This window comes from Streptomyces sp. RB17, from assembly GCF_009604455.1.
Classification (GTDB): Bacteria; Actinomycetota; Actinomycetes; order Streptomycetales; family Streptomycetaceae; genus Streptomyces.
Genome location: NZ_WEGL01000027.1, coordinates 1 through 19,777 on the forward strand (window position 1 = coordinate 1; position 19,777 = coordinate 19,777).

The window sequence follows — 19,777 nt, forward strand, 5'->3', positions numbered from 1 at the left end:
CAGATGTTCGGCCGCGCCAACTTCGACCTCCTCCGCAAACGACTTCTCCTCGAAGCGGCGGCCGGCCGTTCATGATCGTGGTTTCGGTGACCGTCCGTGGTGCTGGCACGGAAAGTGAGCCAGAACCTGAACCGTGACCCTCTGACGGCGGATCAAAACGGACTCACTTCGTGGCATCCATACCAACCTGATCTTGATGGGAGATCGGGAGGAAAGGGTGATCCAAGTGGAGGACTGGGCAGAGATCCGCAGGCTGCACCGGGCCGAGCAGATGCCGATCAGGGCGATCGCCCGGCATCTGGGCATCTCAAAGAACACGGTGAAGCGCGCGCTGTCCACCGACCGGCCGCCGGTGTACTCGAGGCCGCTGAAGGGCTCGGCGGTCGACATGGTCGAGCCACAGATTCGTGAGCTGCTGAAACAGACCCCGACCATGCCCACAACGGTGATCGCGGAGCGGATCGGCTGGGAGCGAGGGATGACGATCCTCAAAGACCGCGTCCGCGAGCTGCGGCCCGCCTACCTTCCCGTCGATCCGGTCTCCCGCACGACATACCGGCCCGGCGAGCTGGCCCAGTGCGACCTGTGGTTCCCGCCGGTCGACATCCCGCTCGGATACGGGCAGCAAGGCCGACCGCCCGTGCTCGTGATGGTCTCGGGCTACTCGCGGATCATCACCGCGCGGATGCTGCCGACCCGGATGACGGGCGACCTGATCGACGGTCACTGGCAGTTGCTCAAGCAGTGGGGTGCGGTGCCGCGGATGCTGGTGTGGGACAACGAGGCCGGTATCGGCCAGGGCAAGGTCACAGCCGACTTCGCCGCGTTCGCCGGGATGCTCGCGACCAGGGTCCTCCTCTGCCGCCCCCGGGATCCAGAAGCGAAAGGGCTGGTCGAGCGGGCCAATGGGTATCTCGAGACGAGCTTCCTGCCCGGCCGCACCTTCAGCGGACCCACTGATTTCAACACCCAGCTGGCCACCTGGCTGACCACCGCCAACCGGCGGATCCACCGCACCCTGGGCTCCCGCCCGACCGACCGGTGGGAGGCCGACCTGGCCAGCATGCTCACGCTGCCGCCCGTCGATCCGCCCCGCTGGTTCCGCTTCCACACCCGACTGGGCCGCGACCACTACATCCGCGTCGACACCGTCGACTACTCCGTCCATCCCCTGGCCATCGGCAAGCGGATCCAGGTCAGCACCGACGCCGACGAGGTCATCGCCGTACTTCCTCCCGGCGGAGCCGTCGTGGCCCGCCATCCGCGCTGCTGGGCCAAGCACCAGACGATCACCGATCCCGATCACGCCCGCACCGCGAAGGCCCTGCGCGGCGATTTCCGCCACCACCTCGCCTCCCAGGCCCGCCAGGCGGCCACCACCGGTGACCTCATCGAGGTCGAACAGCGCCAACTGGACACCTACGACCAGGTGTTCACCTCACGCGAGGACAGCACCGGTGGCGACGAGAGCGAAGGTGAGGTGTTCTGACATGGCCCGCACCACCACGACGGCATCCATGTCGGCCAGGGAGAAGAACGGCAGCGGCCGGACCGGTGAGCAGACCGCTTCCGACCTGGCCTTCTACTCCCGTGCGATGAAAGCCCCGGCCCTGCTGGACGCCGCCGAACGCCTCGCCGGGCGCGCCCGGAGCGAATCCTGGACTCACGCCGAGTTCCTGGTCGCCTGCCTGCAGCGCGAGGTCGCCGCCCGCGAGTCCCACGGCGGCGAGGCCCGCGTCCGCTCAGCCCGCTTCCCCGCGATCAAGACGATCGAGGAACTGGACGTCACCCATCTGCGCGGCATGACGCGCGAACAGCTCGCGCATCTGGGAACGTTGGACTTCATCGTCGGCAAAGAGAACGCGATTTTCCTGGGCCCGCCGGGCACGGGCAAGACGCACCTGGCGATCGGGCTCGCGGTCCGTGCCTGCCAGGCCGGCCACCGCGTCGCGTTCGCGACCGCCGCCGAGTGGGTCGACCGACTGGCCACCGCCCACCACACCGGCCGCCTCCAAACCAGGGCTTGATCAAGTTCCGTGAGTGTCCTGGTCGTTGGTGGTGCCCAGGATGGGGAGTGCTCGTTCTGGCTTGACTCGGATTGCCCGGGTGGTCTTGGCGATGTTGTCGGCCCCGAGGATTTTCAGGGCGCCGATGGCGAGGTTGCGGAGGGCTGCCATGGCCCGTGGTGCGGTCCCGACGTGAACGGTCGAGGCGTCCTCGGCGAACGTGACATCCCGGATGTAGTGGGAGGAATTTTCCACTCCCCAGTGCCCGCGGATCGCGGCGGCCAGATCGGCGGGGCAGGTCTGATGGGCGTCGAGGCTGGTGACGGCGTAGACGCTCTCCCGGGTCTCGCGTCCGCCGGTGGGCTTTCGGCGGCGGTGGACACGGATGGCCAGGGCCGCGTGGGGGAAGGCGATCCCGCCGAGCCCGTCCGCTATGGAGCAGGTCTTGATCGAGCGGGACTCGCGGCGGCCGTGTCCGGTGTCGGAGGTGGTGTGCTGGACGGCGATGTCCCGCCACGGCAACGCCGAGAGCTGGCTGTACGCGGTCGGCTGGTTGGTCTTGATCACGGCGATGTAATGCGCCTTCTTCGTCTCGACCAGCCAGGTGATGTTCGCCTTCACCGAGTGCAGGGCGTCGAAGGTCAGCAGAGCGCCGGCCAGGTCCAGCGACGCGAGCAGCGGCTTGAAGTGCGTGGTCTCGTTCGTCTTCGCACCGACCTCTGTTTGGGCAAGGGTTACGACCGGATGGTGGGTGACCGCTGAGAGCAGATGACGGCGGGCCGTGTCCAGGCGGGCGGAGCCCTTGAGTGCCTTGCCGTCCACGGCGATGACGCGACGCGACGCCAGGGCGTCGGCCTCGACGGCACTGCGGTGCCGGTCCGCGAGGTAGGCGCCCACCGCCTCGTCCAGGGCGTCACCGTCCACCGCCCCCAGCACTCGCCCGATCGTGGCCGACGAGGGAGCGCGCCGCCATCTGAGCAGATGACGACGGACACCGAGGATCATCAGGAGCCTGCTGGAGGCATTCACGCCCCACTCGGCCAGCTCATCGATGCTTCTCGCGCCCGAAACGACCGCACAGGCGCAGACCAGCAGGATCGCTGTCAGCGAGTACCACCGGCCCCGCCGCGAGCGGGGGTCGGGCACTGACTCGAAGTAGGGACGCAGGTCAGCGACCTGGTCCGGGTCCAGCGGACCCAGCTTCAGCAGGACAGCGGGGATGGGAGAAGATACAGCGGCAGGCACGGGCCACCTCGTGATCAACGGGCTTAAGACACCTCGATGATCACGAAGCCCGTGCCTGCACCGTTATCCACCCCAGCCCACCGCTACCCGAACTCACCACACGAGCACGGAACTTGCAGCCGCCCTGGCTCAAGGCGCCGCGACAGCACTCGCCTCGTTGTTGTTACGGCTTGCTGCCGTTCATGATGTTGGCGATCGGTCCGATGAGGAACCATGTGCCGTCGACGCCCTGACCCTTGATCTGGTTGGGAGCGGTGTCACCCTTGTAGTAGTACAGCGGGTGGCCTCCGTAGGCGACTTGCTTCGTGCCGTCGGTCCGGGTAATGGTGCCCACGTTGCTCGGCACGGTGTACTTGCCGGTCACGGTCACCGTCTTGGTCGTCGTGAGCGGCGGCCACTCCTTGGCGCACGTGTCATAGCAGTTGGACTTCTTCTTGTCCTTGGTGTTCAGATACAGCGTGCGTCCAGCCGGGTCGGTGAGCCAGATGCCCGCGCTGCCCTTCGCGGTCTTCAACACCAACGAATCGGTGCCGGCCGAGTTCGGCGTCGCTGAGGCCGTCGTCGAACCCAAGCCGGCCGAACTCGGCGCCGCTGAAGCCGTCTTCGTATCAGCGGCCGCCGAGTCATTGGAAGAGCTGTCGCATGCCGCGGCGAACGTCGCCAAGGCGGCGAGGGAGAGGCCGAAGCCAAGTGTTCGCAGTGAAGTCGTACGAAGCATGACCATCCTTACTTACTGTAATTGCGATGCAGACCGACTCGCTGATTTGCGTATGTAGCGTTCAGTACACGTGTGAATCTAGCGCGCCCCCGCGCGACAGTCAAGACAGAACATTCTATCTCCCACGCCGGGAGGCCAGCCGTCCGATCGCTGGGCCTTTCGATCTTGTCTGCTCGGCGCCACAGTCGCCCGCTCCTGAGCCTGGGCCCCGGGCCGCTGCCGTGATGGCGCCGCTGAAGCGCGGGCGGTCGAGAAACTGCTGTGCGCAGCTGACGAGTCACCCTGCGGCGGATCCCGGTGACATCACACGCCGGCCGCGCGGCCGGTCAGGAAACCGTGACGGTGATGGTGTGGTAGCCCGTGGCGCCGTTCGGCACTACGTCCTGGACAACCGAAGTCTGCACGGCACCGGTGCCGTCCGTCGCGCGCACCCTGACCTTGTGCGAGCCCTTGGGCGCGTTCGCCCACTCATACGACCATTGCCGCCAGGTGTCCGGGGTGTCCGACGATGCCAGCGTCGCCTCCCGCCAGTCCCCGTTGTCGATCTGCACTTCTACCGCGGCCAGGCCACGGTGGGTGGCCCAGGCCGTGCCGGCGAGCACCACGGTCCCGGCCGGTACCGTCGCCCCGGTCTTCGGCACGTCGATCCGGGACGCGGTCTTGACCGGGGCTTGCGGCGAATAGCCGCGCGGCGTCCAGTACGCGTCGGAGGAGGCGAATGTGGTGAGGTTCAGATCAGTCAACCACTTGGTGGCCGACACGTATCCGTACAGGCCGGGGATGAGCATCCGGCACGGGAAGCCATGCTTTTCCGGCAGCGCCTCACCGTTCATCGCGACCGCCAGCATCGCCTGCCGACCGTCGAGCACCGCTTCGACCGGCGAACCGATCGTCATCCCGTCGACCGACTTAGACAAGATCATGTCCGCCCCGCGGCGGACGCCGGCGCGGCGCAGCAGCGGCGCCAAGGGCGTGCCGAGCCAGCGCGCGTTGCCGACGTACGGTCCGCCCACCGGGTTCGACACGCAGGTCAAGGTCAGGTCGTGTTCCTCGAACCTGTAGGAGAGCAGCTCGTCGAAGGTGATCTCAAACGGGCGGTCCACCATGCCGTGAATCTTCAGCTTCCAGTCCCTCGGGTCCACCCGAGGGACGGTGAGCGCCGTGTCCACCCGGTAGAACTGAGAGGTCGGAGTGAAGAACGGCCCCAGCCCGCGCACGCCCGGGTGCACCGAGGCGGGCGGTTCGGGCAGCACCTTCGCCGGGGTCGGCAGCACCACCTTCGCGCGCGCGTCCGAAACGTTGTAGCGCTTTTTGATCCACGCGTTGCCGCCGTATCCGGCCACCAGCGCGCCCGCGGCCGTACCCAGCGTGCCGAGCACGAAGCGGCGCCTCGCGCTCGGCTCGGCGGAAGGCTCCGCTTCCTTCCGTGACAAGATCGTCAGCCAGCGCAGCACCAACGCCGCGGCGAGTCCAGCGATCAGCGAGGGAAGCAGCCAACTCGTGTGCGCAGCCGGTCGGGTGACCGCGGCGATCGCGCCGACCACGCCGAACACCGCCGCCAGAATGCTCGCAGTGTTCAGCCGCCTTCGGGCAAGCACCCCAACGACCGCCGCTCCCACCGCCACCGTCACATAGACGCCGGTCAGCAGCACCGTCTTGTCGTTGCTGCCGAAGTTGCGAATCGCGAACTGCTCAAGCCACGTCGGCGTGATGCTGATCGCCCAGGTCCCAGCTGCCGCCACCGGCGCAGATGCCTCGCCCGTAGCCACCGCGACCAGTTCACCGACCGCCAGCCCCGCGCCGCCGGCCACCAGCCCGACGAGCGCCCCGCGCGCGACCCGCCCACCGCGAGCGGCCCAGCGCGTCTTGGCTGGGGCGGAACCCGGCTCCTGCTGCGCGTCCTCTCCTCCCGGATCCGGCGCCGACCTGTCTGCGGCCCTGTCCTGGCCGCCGCCAGGCTGTTGCTCGCTCATGCATCCTCCGTGAAGGTGGTAACCCGGCCCGGGAGGGCCGGGCTCCCTGATGCGGAGACGACGTCGTACGACGTGCCGCCCACGTCAATCCGCCTGGTTGACGCGGCCGAGACGCAGCGCCGAGACGAGGAAGAAGATCCCGCCGAGAATGGCGTAGCCGCCCACATTAGTCAGCTTCGGATCCGAGGCGGAGGCCCCAATGATGAACTGCGCCCCGGCCAGTACGGAAATGCCACCGCTGAGCATCATCGGCCACTGGCCACCCAGCTGGCGCTTGCGGCGGCTGAGACCCACGATCAGCTGGACAGCCCCGGAAACGATCGCCCAGGCACCCCACGCGCGCAGGACTGCCGGGACTCCCGAGGCGCCGGCGACGGCCAGGCCGATAGCGGCGATCGTACTGATCGCGATGTTCGTCTGCAGACCGCGGACCGGTCCGGCGGCGCCGGACGAGCGGGCGTCGATGACGGCCGCGGCGACGTCGAACAGGGGGTAAATAACGAGCAGGGTGATGCCAAGGGCCCCGAGGTGGGACTTGTTGACGAACAGCAAGGCCGCCCAGACGATGGCGAACCCGAACCGCACGAGGTACAGCCGGCGCAGAGCCGACGCAAAGCCGCCGGCGGCCGCAGGTGAGTCAACGGCGGGCGAGTCAACGGTGGTCACGATGATCCTTTCGGACTGCGATGAAGAGGGACAGTGCGATTAAGCAGGCGGCGCCACAATCGGCTTCCTCCGCATGCCGGCGAGCGACAGGAGCCGCTAGGCCTCCGGTTAAGACTGAACGTTCTATCTTGGTCCAGCATCACGGCTTCACCAACGCATGTCAAGAAAGAACGTTCTCTCTCTTATTTCTATTATTTCAGGCGCTCCCCGGAGCAGCGCCCGACGACAGGGCCGTCGCGCCGTGACATCAGTGGGCGTGCGGAACCTGGCTGTTGGGGACCGAATCGTGCAGCCGTGCTCGGCCCAGAGGGCCTGAACTTGGTGGACGGCCCTGGTGAGCGTGCTGCCCTCGACGCCGAAGAGCCGGGCGAGCAGGCCTCGGGGGCCGCGATTCCGCAGGTAGAGCACGGTGGCCAGGGCTCTGTCGTTTGATGAGTTCGTCCAGTGCAGGTTCGCGCCTCCCGATCGGACGGGGGACCACGAACTCTATGATCCACGCCGAGCTGTCGGACCGGCAGGACGGCTGGCGCGAGCAGCTGTGGACCCGCCAGGTCGCCGAGGAGGGTCGAGGTGGCCTGTCCGCCCCTGACCTACGGAATCTGCTACCGAGACGTGGTGACCATCGACAGCCTGGCCAGGGTCGTGCACAAGTCCGGCCACCGGGCCCTTCGCGTCGCACTCGTGGTGGAACACGCAGACCAAGACCAAGTACACGAGCTCCTGCACGGCAAGGCCGTCGACACCGGCCTGCCACTTGAGTGGCTACAGGGCGCCTATCTTGCCGTTGACTTCCCGCCTGGCTCGGGTGAGACACCCTTCGTCGAAGTACTGGAACCCTTTGCCCAGGCCGACGCCCTCTACTGGGAGATCGACTCCTGACCCGAAAGATCATTCCGTTAGCCTCCGTCTTTCGGGTCGTGGGCGATCAAGGGTTCACATACTGACCTTTCCGTTGGGTTATCGGTCGGGTGACATCGCTGGATCCCTGCGGTATGCCGTGGCCATGAGGTATGCGCAGGGCCGTGTGGACACTCTCTCCCGGGTGAGCAGGACGCGACGCGTATCCGGGTACGCATGACACACTCACCCGAGGAGAACGTTCGGTCTTCTACATTAGAAGCGCTCCCCCACTTCGCAGTCAAGACCGAACGTTCTACCTCAGTTGCTGCTAGCCTGATGGGACGAGCCCAACTCAGGAAGACGGTGCCCCTCCATCGACCTGCCGGGGCACCCCGGCGATATGCCCGCCGCCTCAGCCGCCCCACGACCACGAGCCAAGATCCGGCTCGCACAACCATATAGTTGCCTGAAGCAATGACCTTGGAGACACCTGTGGCCACGAATGCTTTGCATGAGGAGCTGACACACCAGCTGAGCGCCATAGGAGCCGTACGGCGAGAACTGGGCCGGATCGTTCCGCCCGGTTGCTCCGCCGGATGCGCCACGGTGCTGACACTGCTCAGCCGACACGGCACGCTGAGCATCGGCCAGCTCACCGAAATGCTCGGAATCAACATTTCGGTCACCAGCCGCTATGTCGCCCACCTCACCATGCTGGGCTGGGCCGACCGCAGGCCCGACCCGGCCGACCGACGCTCACGCATCGTGCGCCTCACCTCCAAGGGCCGCGCCCGGTTCGCCGAACTGTCCGACTGCCGCTCCAAAGAACTCGCCGCACGGCTGGGCGACTGGAGCGACGAGGACGTCCACCAGCTCGTCACACTGCTGTCCCGGCTCCGCGCCGCCTTCGACGATCCGTGGGACGGACAGTGCGCCTACGCAGAACGGTCCGCGGATGCCTACGGCGCCGACAGCCCCGCCGCTTGACACCCACCACATCCGGTAGAAGGAACCGCACTCCTTGACTTCTCCCCCAGCTGAAGCAGGGGGATTCTTCCCTCGCGGGTTGAGCTTTCTGCTTCTCAGACAGCAGCTGCCCCGAACTAACGGCAAGGGACGTGGGTACGCCCAGGAGTCTTACGCCAGCTCCACAGACCTGACACCCCGCCAGCTAGGCGGTAGGCCCGGCCGGCTTGGTTATCGCCGGCCGGACGGCCTACAAACTACCCGTCTCCTGCGGGTCGTTGGCGGTGGACGCCGATCCGCCCTGGCGGCGAACCGGCTTGCCCTGCCCTGCTCCGCAGGAGTCCGTTTCCTCCCCCGCCTGAAGGCGGGGGTATCCACGGAGGAATCCCGATGGCAAGCACTCCCAGCCCAGGTGCGCAGTCGTCCGCCCTCAACACGGATGGAGGCGCCGACGGAACGATGACCCACGCGCAGATCATGCGCGCCCTGTCGGGACTGCTGCTCGGCCTGTTCTGCGCCATCCTGTCCTCGACCGTCGTCACCAACGCGCTGCCGCGGATCATCAGCGATCTCGGCGGCGGCCAGAGCGCCTACACCTGGGTCGTCACCTCGTCGCTCCTCGCGGTAACCGCCTCGACCCCCCTGTGGGGCAAGCTCGCCGACCTGTTCAGCAAGAAGATCCTGATTCAGTCGTCGCTGATGATCTACGTCATCGGCTCCCTGGTCGCGGGTTTCGCACACAACCCCGCCACGCTGATCACCGCCCGCGTCATCCAGGGCCTGGGCGGCGGCGGTCTGTCCGCCCTGTCACAGGTGGTACTGGCCGCGATGATCTCTCCTCGCGAACGCGGCCGCTACTCCGGCTACCTCGGCGCCACGTTCGCCGTCGCCACCGTCGGCGGCCCGCTGCTCGGCGGCGTCATCACCGACACGGGTTGGCTCGGCTGGCGCTGGTGCCTGTTCGTCGGAGTCCCCTTCGCCGCCATCGCGCTGGTCGTGCTGCAGCGCACACTGAACCTGCCGGTGACCAAACGGCAGGTCAAGGTCGACTGGGCCGGCGCCTTCTTCGTGACCGCAGCCGTCTCCACCCTGCTGGTCTGGGTCACCTTCGCCGACGACAAGTACAACTGGCTGTCCTGGCAGACGTACACGTCGGTCGGAGCGTCGATCGTGCTGACTCTGGTCTTCCTGTTCGTCGAGACGAAGGCCAGCGAACCGATCATCCCGCTGCGGCTGTTCCGTAACCGGACCATCACCCTCGCCTCCCTCGCCTCCTTGTTCGTCGGCATCGGCTTGTTCGCGGGCACCGTCTTCTTCAGCCAGTACTTCCAGGTGGCGCGGGGTGAGTCCCCCACCATGTCGGGAGTCATGACGATTCCGTTCATCGCCGGCCTGTTCGTCTCCTCCACCGTCTCCGGCCGGATCATCACCCGCACCGGCAAGTGGAAGGGTTGGCTCCTGACGGGCGGCGTCCTGCTGACGGCGGGCCTGGCTCTGCTCGGCGCGCTCCGCTACGACACCCCGTACGCGTACGTAGCCAACTGCATGGCGCTGATGGGGCTCGGCGTCGGGATGACCCTGCAAAACCTCGTGCTGTGCACGCAGAACCAGGTGTCCTCCGGCGACCTCGGTGCCGCTTCCTCCACCGTGACCTTCTTCCGCTCACTCGGCGGCGCGGTGGGCGTCTCGGTGCTCGGCTCGATCCTCAGCACCCGGATCGGCCACCACGCCCTCGCGACGATCACCCGGCTCAGCCCGCAGGACCAGGCCACGGCCGAGAAGGCGTCCGGCAGCGGCCAACTGCCCGACCTTGCGACGCTGCCCGCCCCCGTCCGCACCTGGCTTGAGAGCGCCTACGGCCACGGCATCGGCGACACCTTCCTGTACGTCGCCCCGGTCGCCCTGATCGCCTTCCTGGTCACCCTGTTCATCAAGGAGGTCCCGCTGCGCGTGTCCAGCGGTCTGGCCCAGACCGCAGAGGCAGACCGTACGTCCTGACCGCCAGGGGGTCTTTGAGGCGTCAGCCGGGGCTCGGCCCGGAGCCGGGGGGAGTAGAACGTTCGATCTTGACACTGCACGGCAAAGTTGCGATGGTGTGCGGGGCAGAACGTTCGTTCCTCTGGGTCAAGCCCCGATGAAACGCGTCTCCCGCATAGCCGCCCCGCCGGCCGGGCTCGCTCGACCGGACCGACCACGTCGCCCAGCGGTAGCTGACAAGAGTCAGCTGCTTCAGTGTCAGATCAGATACCCGAGAAAGAAGGAGCCATGCACCCGCCCACCCACCAGCAAATCGCCCGCCTCTCCGACACCCTGCGACGGACCGTACGGGCGGGAGAGGTGGTCACCACCGGGCCTGACTACGACGCCGGCCGAAACATCTGGAACGGTGCCGTCTCCACCCGTCCCGGCATCATCGTCCGGTGCGCCGACCCGAGTGACGCCCGAGCCGCTGTACTAGCCGCGCAGGAGAACGGGGTGCCTCTGACAGTGCGCGGCGGCGGCCACGACTGGGCCGGCAGGTCACTGAGCGACGGCGGCCTGACCATCGACCTCTCCGGCACGCGCCAGGTGACGGTGGACCCCGTGGCCGAGGTGGCCGAAGTGTCAGGAGGGGCCACGGCCGCCGATGTCGCCGCCGCTGCCCAGCTCTTCGGCCTTACCGTCGCGGCAGGCTCCGCAGGCGCCGTGGGAATGACGGGCCTGACCCTCGGCGGCGGCTACGGACCGCTCAGCGGCCGCTTCGGCCTCGCTCTGGACAACCTGGTGTCCGCAGAAGTAGTGCTCGCCGACGGCTCGGTCGTCACCGCCGACTCCGAACGGGAACCGGACCTGTTCTGGGCGCTGCGCGGCGGCGGCGGCAACTTCGGTGTTGTCACCTCGGTGCGCGTGCGCCTGCACCGTGTGCCCACGCTGCTGTCCGGCTTGGTGCTGTTCCCATGGGAGCAGGCGGACACCGTACTGGCCGGGCTGTCGAATGTTCTGCTCGAGAGCCCCGACGAACTGACCGTGCAGTCCGGTGTCCTGGCCGGCCCCGACGGCAAGCCCGTAGTGTTCCTCTCGCCCACCTGGAGCGGCGACGACACCGCGGCGGGAGAACGCGCGCTGGCACGGCTCGACTCCCTCGGCACACCCCTCGTGTCCCAGATCGCCCCCACCAGCACGCCCGAGATGCTCGCGGGTATCGACGCGCAGTTCCCCTTCGGCCGGCACGTCAAGATCCGACCTCGTTCAGTTCCGTCACTCACCTCAGGCGTGCGTGACACGCTGATCCTCGCAGGCTCCACGCTGACCTCGCCCCTGTCGGCCGTATCCATGCACAGCCTGCACGGAGCCGCAGCGCGCGTCCCCGTAACGGACACGGCGTTCGGCAACCGCACCCCGCACCTCATGATCGAGATCATCGCCCAGTGGGACCCCAACGACACCTCCCGTGCGGCGGAGCACCGTGCCTGGGCCGACAAGGTGGCCGGTGCCCTTGAGTCCGACGCGCTGCCGGGCGGCTACCCCAACCTGCTCGGACCGGACGAGGTCGCACAGATCGCCCACGCTTACGGTCCGAACACCGAGCGGCTGCTCGCAGTCAAACGGCGCTTCGACCCGGATCACGTCTTCCGCGCGATCCCCCTTCCGGACCCGTCGTAAAGCTCACGCAACTCACCCCCTTCATAGATCCAGAACGAGGCAGAGAATTGAACCTGCGAAATCGGACGACTCACGGCGCGGCAACCGTCGGCCTGCTGCTGGCGGCCACAGTGCTTGCTGCTCCGCAGGCCATGGCCGCAGGTACGGGCACGAATGCCGAGCCCGCGACCAGCACGACGGCAGAGCCTCTTGGCAAGCTCGGCCCTCTGACGGGCCTTGTCATCGAGCGCATCCGCGTGAGTGATGACGTGGCAGCGTCCAAGTTCGGCACCGCCTCGCCCATCGAGGACCCGGTGCGCGAGGCGCAAGTGCTGGAGCAGGTCCGCCAGCAGGCCGACGCCGCTGGAGTGAACTCGGATGCGGCAGTGGCGTTCTTCCAGGACCAGATCACCGCGAGCAAGGACGTGCAGCGCGGACTGTTCGCCCGCTGGACCGCTCACCCCGAAGAAGCCCCCACGACACGCCCCGACCTCGGTCAGGTCCGCACCCGGCTCGACCAGCTGACCACGTCCCTGCTTGCAGAACTTAAGAACACGGAGCACCTGCGCGACAAGCCCGTCGCCTGTTCGGTGCAGCTCACGCTGGCCGATGTGACGGGAGCAGCGCTGGAGCACCTGGACACGCTCCACCGCCAGGCGCTTAGGACAGCAACAGACTCCGTGTGCTACCCCAGTGAGCCGACCGGACAGCAAGGCTGAGCATTCCTCACACACAGCACATCGTGGACGAGCCACGCTGCGGAGCGGCCCGCAGCGTGGCTCGTCCATGATGTGCCGCCAGTTGACTTCTCCCCCAGCTGAAGCAGGGGGATTCTTCCCTCGCGGGTTGAGCTTTCTGCTTCTCAGACAGCAGCTGCCCCGAACTAACGGCAAGGGACGTGGGTACGCCCAGCAGTCTTACGCCGGCTCCACAGACCTGACATCCCGCCAGCTAGGCGGTAGGCCCGGCCGGCTTGGTTACCGTCGGCCGGACGGCCTGCAAACTACCCGTTTCCTGCGGGTCGTTGGCGGTGGACGCCGATCCGCCCTGGCGGCGAACCGGCTTTCCCTGCCCTGCTCCGCAGGAGTCCGTTTCCTCCCCCGCCCGAAGGCGGGGCTATCCACGGAGGAATCCCGATGACCAGCGCCGAAGCACTCGCGGTCTTGCGGCGTGCCAACCCGAAGCCGCGGCTCGAATGGACCGACCGGGCTGTGTTCGCGGCGTTGTCCAGGATGCTGCCGAAAGCGTTGAGGCTGCACCGGATCGTCACCCCAAGCACGCTGCTGCGGTGGCACCGCCGCATGGTCGCCAAGAAGTGGACCCAGCCTCGGTCACCGGGACGTCCACCGCTCGACGACGAACTCGTACAGCTGATCGTCCGCCTCGCCACCGAGAATCGGACCTGGGGCGTGGTCCGGATCCAGGGCGAGCTGCGCCGCCTGGGGCATCGCCTCGGGGCGGGCACGATCCGAAGAATCCTGCGCGGTCGCCGAATCCCGCCGCCGATCCGCACGCGACGACCGGTGGCTCACGTTTCTTCAGGCCCACTCCGAGTCGATCCTGGTGATGGACTTCTTCCACGTGGACTGCGCGCTCTTCCTGACTCGGCTGTACGTGGCGTTCGTCATCGAGCACCGCACCCGCCGGGTCCACCTGCTGGGCGTGACCCGGTACCCGACCTGCGCCTGGGCCACGCAGCTGGCCCGGGACTTCACCGCCGATCCGAGCAGACCCGGCACCGGTTCCGCCGTCTGATCCGGGACCGTGACGCCAAGTTCGCCGAGGCCTTCGACGCCGTACTCGCCGCGAGCGGGATCGACGTGCTGCTCACGGCTCCCCAAGCACCGCGGATGAACACGATCGCCGAGCGGTTCGTGCGCACCGTCCGCGCCGAGTGCCGCCTGCGCACGGTCCTTGACCACTACGTCGCTCATTACAACGGCGGGCGCAGCCATCAAGGCGCCGGACTGAGCCTGCGCGTCCCCGTCGACGACCCGAACGTGATCCCGTTCCCGGTCTGGGCGGGGCGCACCCGCCGGATACCCGTTCTCGGTGGGCTGATCAACGAGTACGAAGCCGCAGCGTGAACCACCAGGTGGGACCTGGTGACTGAGTTTCGGAAGTAGTACAGGCCAGGGCCAGGACGTACGACAGCGGGTGGCGCCGGCCCCTCAGCCGGCGGGGGTCGGGCATGCGGCGCGGCCGGCCCAGCAGGTCAGGCAGTTCATCGGGGCGGGCCGGATCGGATCTGGGGAGTTCGCCCAGTCCGGCGGGGATGGGCGATGTTGACGCGGCAGGCACGGTCTTCTGTTGTGGTGATCAGCGAACTCGACCGACACTCCGTGATCATCGGGAGCCGTGCCTGCGCGTCTACCTGCCGATCCATCACCATCACGGCCGAGTTGGGGTATCAGGCCCATACCGGCTCTGTCGGGTCGACCGCGAGAACGGCGGAGTCCTGGGGCGGCAGTCACGACGAAGGACAGGTTCCACCGTGGCTGTCCGGCGCCCCCATCAGTGCCCTACCGTGCTCTCCCGCACCACTAGTTGGTGCGGGGCCCACAGCTCGACCGGCGGGTCCTCGAGCGCGTCGTCGAGCCGCCTGGTGATGCGCTCCACGGCGAGTTGGGCGATCTGGGTCTTGTCCGGGGAGATCGTGGTCAGGGTCGGGGTGTTGTAGCGGCCCGCCTCGATGTCGTCGAAGCCGACGACGGCCACGTCCTCGGGCACGCGCAGGCCGCGGGTGAGCAGGGTGCGGATGGCGCCGAGGGCGAGCAGGTCGTTGTAGCAGAACACGGCCTCCGGCGGCCCGTCGGTGTGGTCGAGCAGTGCGGCCATGGCCTCGGCGCCGTCGGAGAGGTGGAAGCGGTGGGTGGCCACGATCAGGGACTCGTCGACGGGTACGCCGCGGGCCGCGTGCGCGTCGCGGTAGCCGCGGGTGCGCAGTTGGGCGGTCTCCCCTGTGTCGTAGGGTTGGTCGCCCACCGCGGCGATCCTGGTCCGGCCGAGGTCGAACAGGTGCTCGGTCGCGCTGAAGGCGGCTGCGACGTTGTCGATGGCCACATGGTCGTACGGGCTCTCGGCGATCCGCTCACCGAGCAGCACCAGCGGGTCGGAGCCGACCCGCTGGGCGAGGTCGGCCTGCGACAGGGAGAGCGGGCTGAGGATCACTCCGTCGAAGCGGGCGGCGCTCGCGCCGCCCATGATCAGTTCCCGCTCCCGGTCCGGCTCGCCATCCGTCTGGTCGATCACCACGGTGTAGCCGTACTGCCGGGCCTCGGCGATCACCGCGCGTGCCAGCTCCGAGAAGTAGGGCACGTCCAGCTCGGGCACGACCAGCGCGAGCATCCCGGTCCGGCCGCGCTTGAGGTTGCGGGCCAGCAGGTTGGGCCGGTACCCGAGTTCGGCCACCGCCTTCTCCACCCGCTGCCGGGTCTCCGCGGCCACGTGCGCGTATCCGTTCACGACGTTGGACACCGTACGGATCGACACCCCCGCGCGTTCGGCGACATCACGCAGTCGTGCGGTAGCCATGGCGGGTCCCTTCGGGCGGGGTGCGGCGAACGATGGCGGGGGGAGGACTTGGGGGCGATATTGTAGTGAGCTTATTGCAACGATGCAGCTTCGATGGGTGAACGGGGAAGCGGATGCGTCCGTTCCGGGGTGGCGGCGCCGCGGCTGGCTCTCGGTCCGCGGCGCCGCTTTTCTCACCGGACGGCCACGTCCACGCACGTGCTGCCAAGCACCTGGCCGCGAGAGGCACTCAGGGCCAGGAGGTGCAGACGTGACGCGACGGCGCCGTCTGGGAGGCTTTCGCAGATACGCACCGGCTCGCTCAGCCGGTATGGCTCTACGGTGAGGGAGCCCTGCTCGGGAGCCGTTGCCAGGCCCTCGGCGGGGCCTAGGGCCGGACCCCACACGGCGGCGACCACGATCTGCTCCGGGGCCGGGCCGTGGTGGGAGATCCTGACGTCGAAGGCGACTTTGCGGTCGTCGTCGGTCAGGAGATCGCGGCCGGGGGCGAGCGGTTCGAGCTCCACCACCAGTACGGTGTCGGCGTGGGCGGCAGCGGCCGGGCTGACTCCGCTGTCCTTGAGCGTGCGGTCGAAGGCGTAGATGCCGGCGAACTCGTGCTCGACGTCGTACAGCTCGGTCCACACATAGCCGGACAGCACGTCGTGGCGACGCAGTTCCTGGGTTTGCCAGCGCTGGTTCCAGCCGCGCTCGACGCTGGTCTTGCCGCCGCCGTACTCGCTGTTGAGGTTGGGGACGGCCGGGACGGGCCCGCCGTCGGCCATGACCAGCTTGCGCACGACGTTCCCGCCTCCGAGGCCGACTGGGAAGCCGGTGGCCTGCTCGGCGAGCAGCGGACGGACCTTTGCGGACCACCCGGCCGGGGTCTCGTCGTAGATGTGCCAGTCCACCAGGTCGGTGGCGACGTGGGTCCAGCCGGAGTTGTCCACCACGGGCCGGGTCGCGTCCAGGCCCTTCAGCAGATCGTACGCACGGCGGACCGCCTCCTGCTTGGCGGGGTCCCCGGGCACGTCCCAGTCCAGTCCCCACTCCTCGTTGTACAGGCCCCAGATGACGACGCTGGGGTGGTTGCCGTCGCGCGCGACCATGGGTGCGATCTGCGCCTCGAAGCGGGACGCCGCCGCGGCCGTGAACGTGCCGGTGGAGGCGGGCTCGGCCCACACCAGCATTCCCAGCCGGTCAGCGTGATGCAGGAACCTGGGGTCCTCCAGCTTCAGGTGCTTGCGTACCAGGTTGAAGCCGGACTCCCTGGCGAGTTCCAGATCGGTGACGAACGCCTGGTCATGGGGCGCGGTCAGCCCGGTGTGCGGCCAGTAGCCCTGGTCGAGCACCCCGCGGACGTACAGCCGCTCCCCGTTGAGGAGCAGTTGGTCGCCGCGGGTCTCGATCCGGCGCAGGCCGGTGGAGCCACGGACCTGGTCGGTGCCGTTCGCGGAGTCCAGGGTCACGGTGACCTCGTACAGGTGCGGTTCGGCCGGCGACCACAGGCGCGGCGCGGTGACCGGCAGGGTGACGCGTACCAGGCCGTCCGTCGTCACGGCCGTCCTGACGGGTTCGCCGCCGGTCGCCTGGACGGTCAGCCGCGCCTGCCCGGCGTGGGGGCCGGTGACGCCGATGTCCGCGACGATGGTGTCGAGGCTCTCGCCGGGGGCCAGGGCGAACGCCGACACATAGGTGGCGGGCCTGGCCTCCAGCGACACCGGCTGCCAGATGCCGCTGGTCGGGGTGAAAGCGCAGTCGTCGTAGTCGTCGCGGGGGATGCTGCGCTGCTTGCCGTGGACGATCTCGCGCTTGTTGAGGGGCGCCCGCACCCGAACCAGGACGGTGGCCTCGGTGCGGCCGGCCAGGACGTCGGTGATGTCGAACTCGAAGGGGGTGTAACCGCCTTCGTGTTCACCGACCTCCACGCCGTCCACCCACACCCGGGCGCGGTGGTGGACGGCGCCGAAGTGCAGCACCACACGCAGTCCCCGCCATCCGGGAGGGACGGTGAGGGTGCGCCGGTACCAGCCGTACTCCAGCCAGTGCGCGGCCACCCCGGACGCCTCGGTCTCCCAGGCGAAGGGCACGGTGACCGTCTGCGGCCACAGCTCCCGCGCCGCCATGTCCGGCGCGGTCGCGGTCCCGTTCGGGTCGGCGGCGAAGTCCCAACTGCCGTTGAGGGTCAGCCAGGCATGTGAGCGGTCGAAATGGGGGCGGGGGTATTCGGGACGGACCGAGGACACTCTTCTTCTCCAAAGGGGGTGGTGCTGCGGTGAGGCGCCGGGGGTGCGGGCGGGCGATTCAGCCGGTGGTGCTGCCTTGGAGCGCGCCGCCCCTGAAGTACTTCTCCAGGAACAGGAACAGCACGATCAGCGGCAGGATCGTCACCAGGCCGCCCGCGATGAGCACGGGCACCAGTTCCGCCTTCGAGCCGGTCTCGGCGGCGTGGGACAGGGAGGACAGGCCGACGGTGAGCGGGTAGAACCGGTTGCGGCTGAAGATGATCAGCGGGAGGAAGTAGTTGTTCCAGACCGCCACGACCGTGAGCAGCAGCACCGTGACCAGACCCGGAACGGTCAGCGGCAGCACGATGCGCACGAAGATCCGCAGTTCGCCTGCGCCGTCCATGCGCGCGGCGTCGATCAGGTCACGGGGCACGGAGGCGTCGATGTAGGTCCGCATCAGGTAGATGCCGACCGGCGAGACCATGCTCGGCAGGATCATGCCCCACACCGAGTTCACCAGACCCACCTTGGCGTACACCAGGAACAGCGGTAGCGCGACCGAGGTGATGGGCACCAGCAGCGTCGACATGACCAGGTAGAACAGGGCGTTGGCGGCGCGGAAGCGGAAGCGCGCGAATCCGTAGCCGGCCAGGGCCGACAGGATCGTCGCGCCGACGGCGGCGCTGCCCGCGTAGAACATGGTGTTGCCCAGCCACTGCAGGTAGACGCCCGCGCCGCTGACGTTGCGGCCGAGCGCGGACAAGTTCTGGACCAGGTGGAAGGGACGGGCGAACCAGAAGCCGGACGTGCCGTAGACATTGGCCTGCGTCTTGGTCGCGTTGATCGCCAGCCAGGCCACCGGAGCCAGGATGAACAGCGCGAACGCGGCGCAGACCAGGGTCAGTACGGAGACGGTGCCGCGGCGCAGACCGTAGAGGTGGATCGGCACGGCGTCGGTCCTGTGTGGCCGGTGCGCGGCGCGGGTGCGGCGGCTCATGCGAACTCCTCCCCGCGCTTGCGTACCGCGAACGCGGCCAGCGACAGGGCGCCGATGATCAGGGCGAGCACGACGGCAGCGGCGGCGCCGAGGTTGTAGTCGCCGCTGCCGACCGCGGTGTTGTAGACGTACAGGCTGGGGGTGAAGCCGTACGACACGGCCTGCGGCTGGAAGGCGGCGAGGATGGAGGGTTCGGTGAACAGCTGCAACGCGCCGACGGTGTTGAGGAAGAACAGCATGACGATGGTCGGGCGGACCATGGGCAGCTTCAGCCTGAGGCTGATCGTGCTCAGCTTCGCGCCGTCGAGGATGGCGGCCTCGGTGACGTGCTGCGGTATGGACTTGAGCGAGGTGTAGAGGATGGTCACGTTGTAGCCGGTCCACTCCCAGATCACGATGACGACGATCGTCGGCAGGATCAGACGGGAGGAGAAGAAGTCCACGTGCCCGAAGCCGAGGCCGTGCATCACCTTGGTGTAGGGGCCGAAGTCCGGCAGCAGCAGGAAGGACCACATCACGGCCGCCACGACTCCCGGTACGGCGAAGGGCATGAAGAACACCGTGCGGAAGAAGCGGCCGTACCTGACCACCCCGGCGTCGAAGACCGCGGCGAAGAAGAACGCCAGCGCGATGGTCAGCGGTACCTGGATCGCGGTGAAGACCAGGACGCGGCGGACGCCGTCCCAGAACTCCGGGGAGTGCAGCACCGTACGGTAGTTGGCGAAGCCGGAGTAGTGGGTGCCGCCGATGAGGCGGGTGGTGCGCATGCTGTCGTAGACCGCGTACACCGTCGGCACCAGCATGAACATGGCCAGGGCCAGCATGTGAGGGGTGATGAACACCGCGCCGGGCCACTCGCGGCGGCGCCGGGCGCGCCGCGGCGGGGCGGCCGCGGGTCCGGTGCCGGGACGGTCCTCGGTGAGAGTGGCGGCCGCGGCGGTGCTGCCGCTGTCCGGCGTGCCGGGCGGTGAAGTGCGGTGCGCACTGGTGTGGTTCACGTAGCT

Annotated in this window: 17 protein-coding genes and 1 pseudogene; 9 read left to right on the top strand and 9 right to left on the bottom strand. The window is 68.2% G+C overall.

The genetic code is table 11. From position 1 onward, the window contains the following. Positions 1–217 precede the first annotated feature (217 nt). Positions 218–1,489, top strand: coding sequence for an IS21 family transposase (gene istA / locus SRB17_RS44085; RefSeq protein ID WP_416237148.1), 1,272 nt, complete (start codon positions 218–220; stop codon positions 1,487–1,489). A 1-nt stretch (position 1,490) separates the two neighbouring features. Beyond that, entirely contained in the window at positions 1,491–2,027 is a 537-nt protein-coding gene (locus SRB17_RS44090; protein ID WP_323377595.1) for an ATP-binding protein, read from the top strand. Here SRB17_RS44090 and SRB17_RS44095 read toward each other — a convergent pair whose 3' ends face one another. The 5 genes and pseudogenes from SRB17_RS44095 to SRB17_RS47315 form a co-directional block, all read right to left on the bottom strand. Beyond that, on the bottom strand, positions 2,028–3,251 hold the full coding sequence (locus SRB17_RS44095) for an ISAs1 family transposase (RefSeq protein ID WP_323377596.1): 1,224 nt from the start codon (positions 3,249–3,251) through the stop codon (positions 2,028–2,030). It lies immediately after the preceding gene. 163 nt (positions 3,252–3,414) lie between these two features. Then, positions 3,415–3,975 (bottom strand): hypothetical protein, encoded by a 561-nt coding sequence (locus tag SRB17_RS44100; RefSeq protein ID WP_153547711.1) that lies wholly within the window; start codon positions 3,973–3,975, stop codon positions 3,415–3,417. A 320-nt stretch (positions 3,976–4,295) separates the two neighbouring features. Continuing rightward, entirely contained in the window at positions 4,296–5,942 is a 1,647-nt protein-coding gene (locus tag SRB17_RS44105; protein WP_153547713.1) for a molybdopterin-dependent oxidoreductase, read from the bottom strand. Between the two features lie 84 nt (positions 5,943–6,026). Next, on the bottom strand, positions 6,027–6,608 hold the full coding sequence (locus SRB17_RS44110; RefSeq protein ID WP_323377597.1) for a hypothetical protein: 582 nt from the start codon (positions 6,606–6,608) through the stop codon (positions 6,027–6,029). A gap of 147 nt (positions 6,609–6,755) precedes the next feature. After that, positions 6,756–7,079: pseudogene (locus tag SRB17_RS47315) on the bottom strand (hypothetical protein); the annotation flags it as partial. Between the two features lie 99 nt (positions 7,080–7,178). On the opposite strand from SRB17_RS47315, the gene SRB17_RS44115 reads away from it, so the two are divergent. The 7 genes from SRB17_RS44115 to SRB17_RS44145 all read left to right on the top strand — a co-directional run bounded on the left by SRB17_RS44115 (position 7,179) and on the right by SRB17_RS44145 (position 14,122). Beyond that, the gene (locus tag SRB17_RS44115; protein ID WP_153547715.1) at positions 7,179–7,487 is read left to right on the top strand and encodes a DUF4265 domain-containing protein; all 309 of its coding nucleotides are present in this window, start codon (positions 7,179–7,181) and stop codon (positions 7,485–7,487) included. A 453-nt stretch (positions 7,488–7,940) separates the two neighbouring features. After that, positions 7,941–8,435: a MarR family transcriptional regulator gene (locus SRB17_RS44120; protein ID WP_323377598.1), complete on the top strand. Its 495-nt coding sequence runs from the start codon at positions 7,941–7,943 to the stop codon at positions 8,433–8,435. Positions 8,436–8,873: 438 nt separating this feature from the next. Beyond that, the gene (locus SRB17_RS44125; protein ID WP_153547742.1) at positions 8,874–10,412 is read left to right on the top strand and encodes an MFS transporter; all 1,539 of its coding nucleotides are present in this window, start codon (positions 8,874–8,876) and stop codon (positions 10,410–10,412) included. A 267-nt stretch (positions 10,413–10,679) separates the two neighbouring features. Beyond that, a complete protein-coding gene (locus SRB17_RS44130; protein ID WP_153547719.1) occupies positions 10,680–12,056 on the top strand; it encodes an FAD-binding oxidoreductase in 1,377 nt (458 codons plus the stop codon). Positions 12,057–12,103: 47 nt separating this feature from the next. Next, entirely contained in the window at positions 12,104–12,754 is a 651-nt protein-coding gene (locus SRB17_RS44135; protein WP_228396681.1) for a chorismate mutase, read from the top strand. 847 nt (positions 12,755–13,601) lie between these two features. Next, positions 13,602–13,790 carry a hypothetical protein gene (locus SRB17_RS44140; RefSeq protein ID WP_153547721.1) on the top strand — a complete coding sequence of 63 codons (189 nt, stop codon included), beginning with the start codon at positions 13,602–13,604 and terminating at the stop codon, positions 13,788–13,790. Positions 13,791–13,885: 95 nt separating this feature from the next. Beyond that, positions 13,886–14,122 carry a hypothetical protein gene (locus tag SRB17_RS44145; RefSeq protein WP_153547723.1) on the top strand — a complete coding sequence of 79 codons (237 nt, stop codon included), beginning with the start codon at positions 13,886–13,888 and terminating at the stop codon, positions 14,120–14,122. A gap of 427 nt (positions 14,123–14,549) precedes the next feature. Here the strand turns inward: SRB17_RS44145 and SRB17_RS44150 are convergent, their stop codons facing one another. The 4 genes from SRB17_RS44150 to SRB17_RS44165 all read right to left on the bottom strand — a co-directional run bounded on the left by SRB17_RS44150 (position 14,550) and on the right by SRB17_RS44165 (position 19,771). Next, positions 14,550–15,569 (bottom strand): LacI family DNA-binding transcriptional regulator, encoded by a 1,020-nt coding sequence (locus SRB17_RS44150; protein WP_153547725.1) that lies wholly within the window; start codon positions 15,567–15,569, stop codon positions 14,550–14,552. Positions 15,570–15,742: 173 nt separating this feature from the next. After that, positions 15,743–17,794 (bottom strand): glycoside hydrolase family 2 protein, encoded by a 2,052-nt coding sequence (locus SRB17_RS44155; RefSeq protein WP_323377599.1) that lies wholly within the window; start codon positions 17,792–17,794, stop codon positions 15,743–15,745. Positions 17,795–17,852: 58 nt separating this feature from the next. After that, on the bottom strand, positions 17,853–18,773 hold the full coding sequence (locus tag SRB17_RS44160; RefSeq protein WP_153547727.1) for a carbohydrate ABC transporter permease: 921 nt from the start codon (positions 18,771–18,773) through the stop codon (positions 17,853–17,855). Beyond that, positions 18,770–19,771, bottom strand: coding sequence for a sugar ABC transporter permease (locus SRB17_RS44165; RefSeq protein ID WP_323377600.1), 1,002 nt, complete (start codon positions 19,769–19,771; stop codon positions 18,770–18,772). Before SRB17_RS44165 ends, SRB17_RS44160 begins: the two co-directional genes overlap by 4 nt. Between the last annotated feature and the right edge of the window lie 6 nt (positions 19,772–19,777).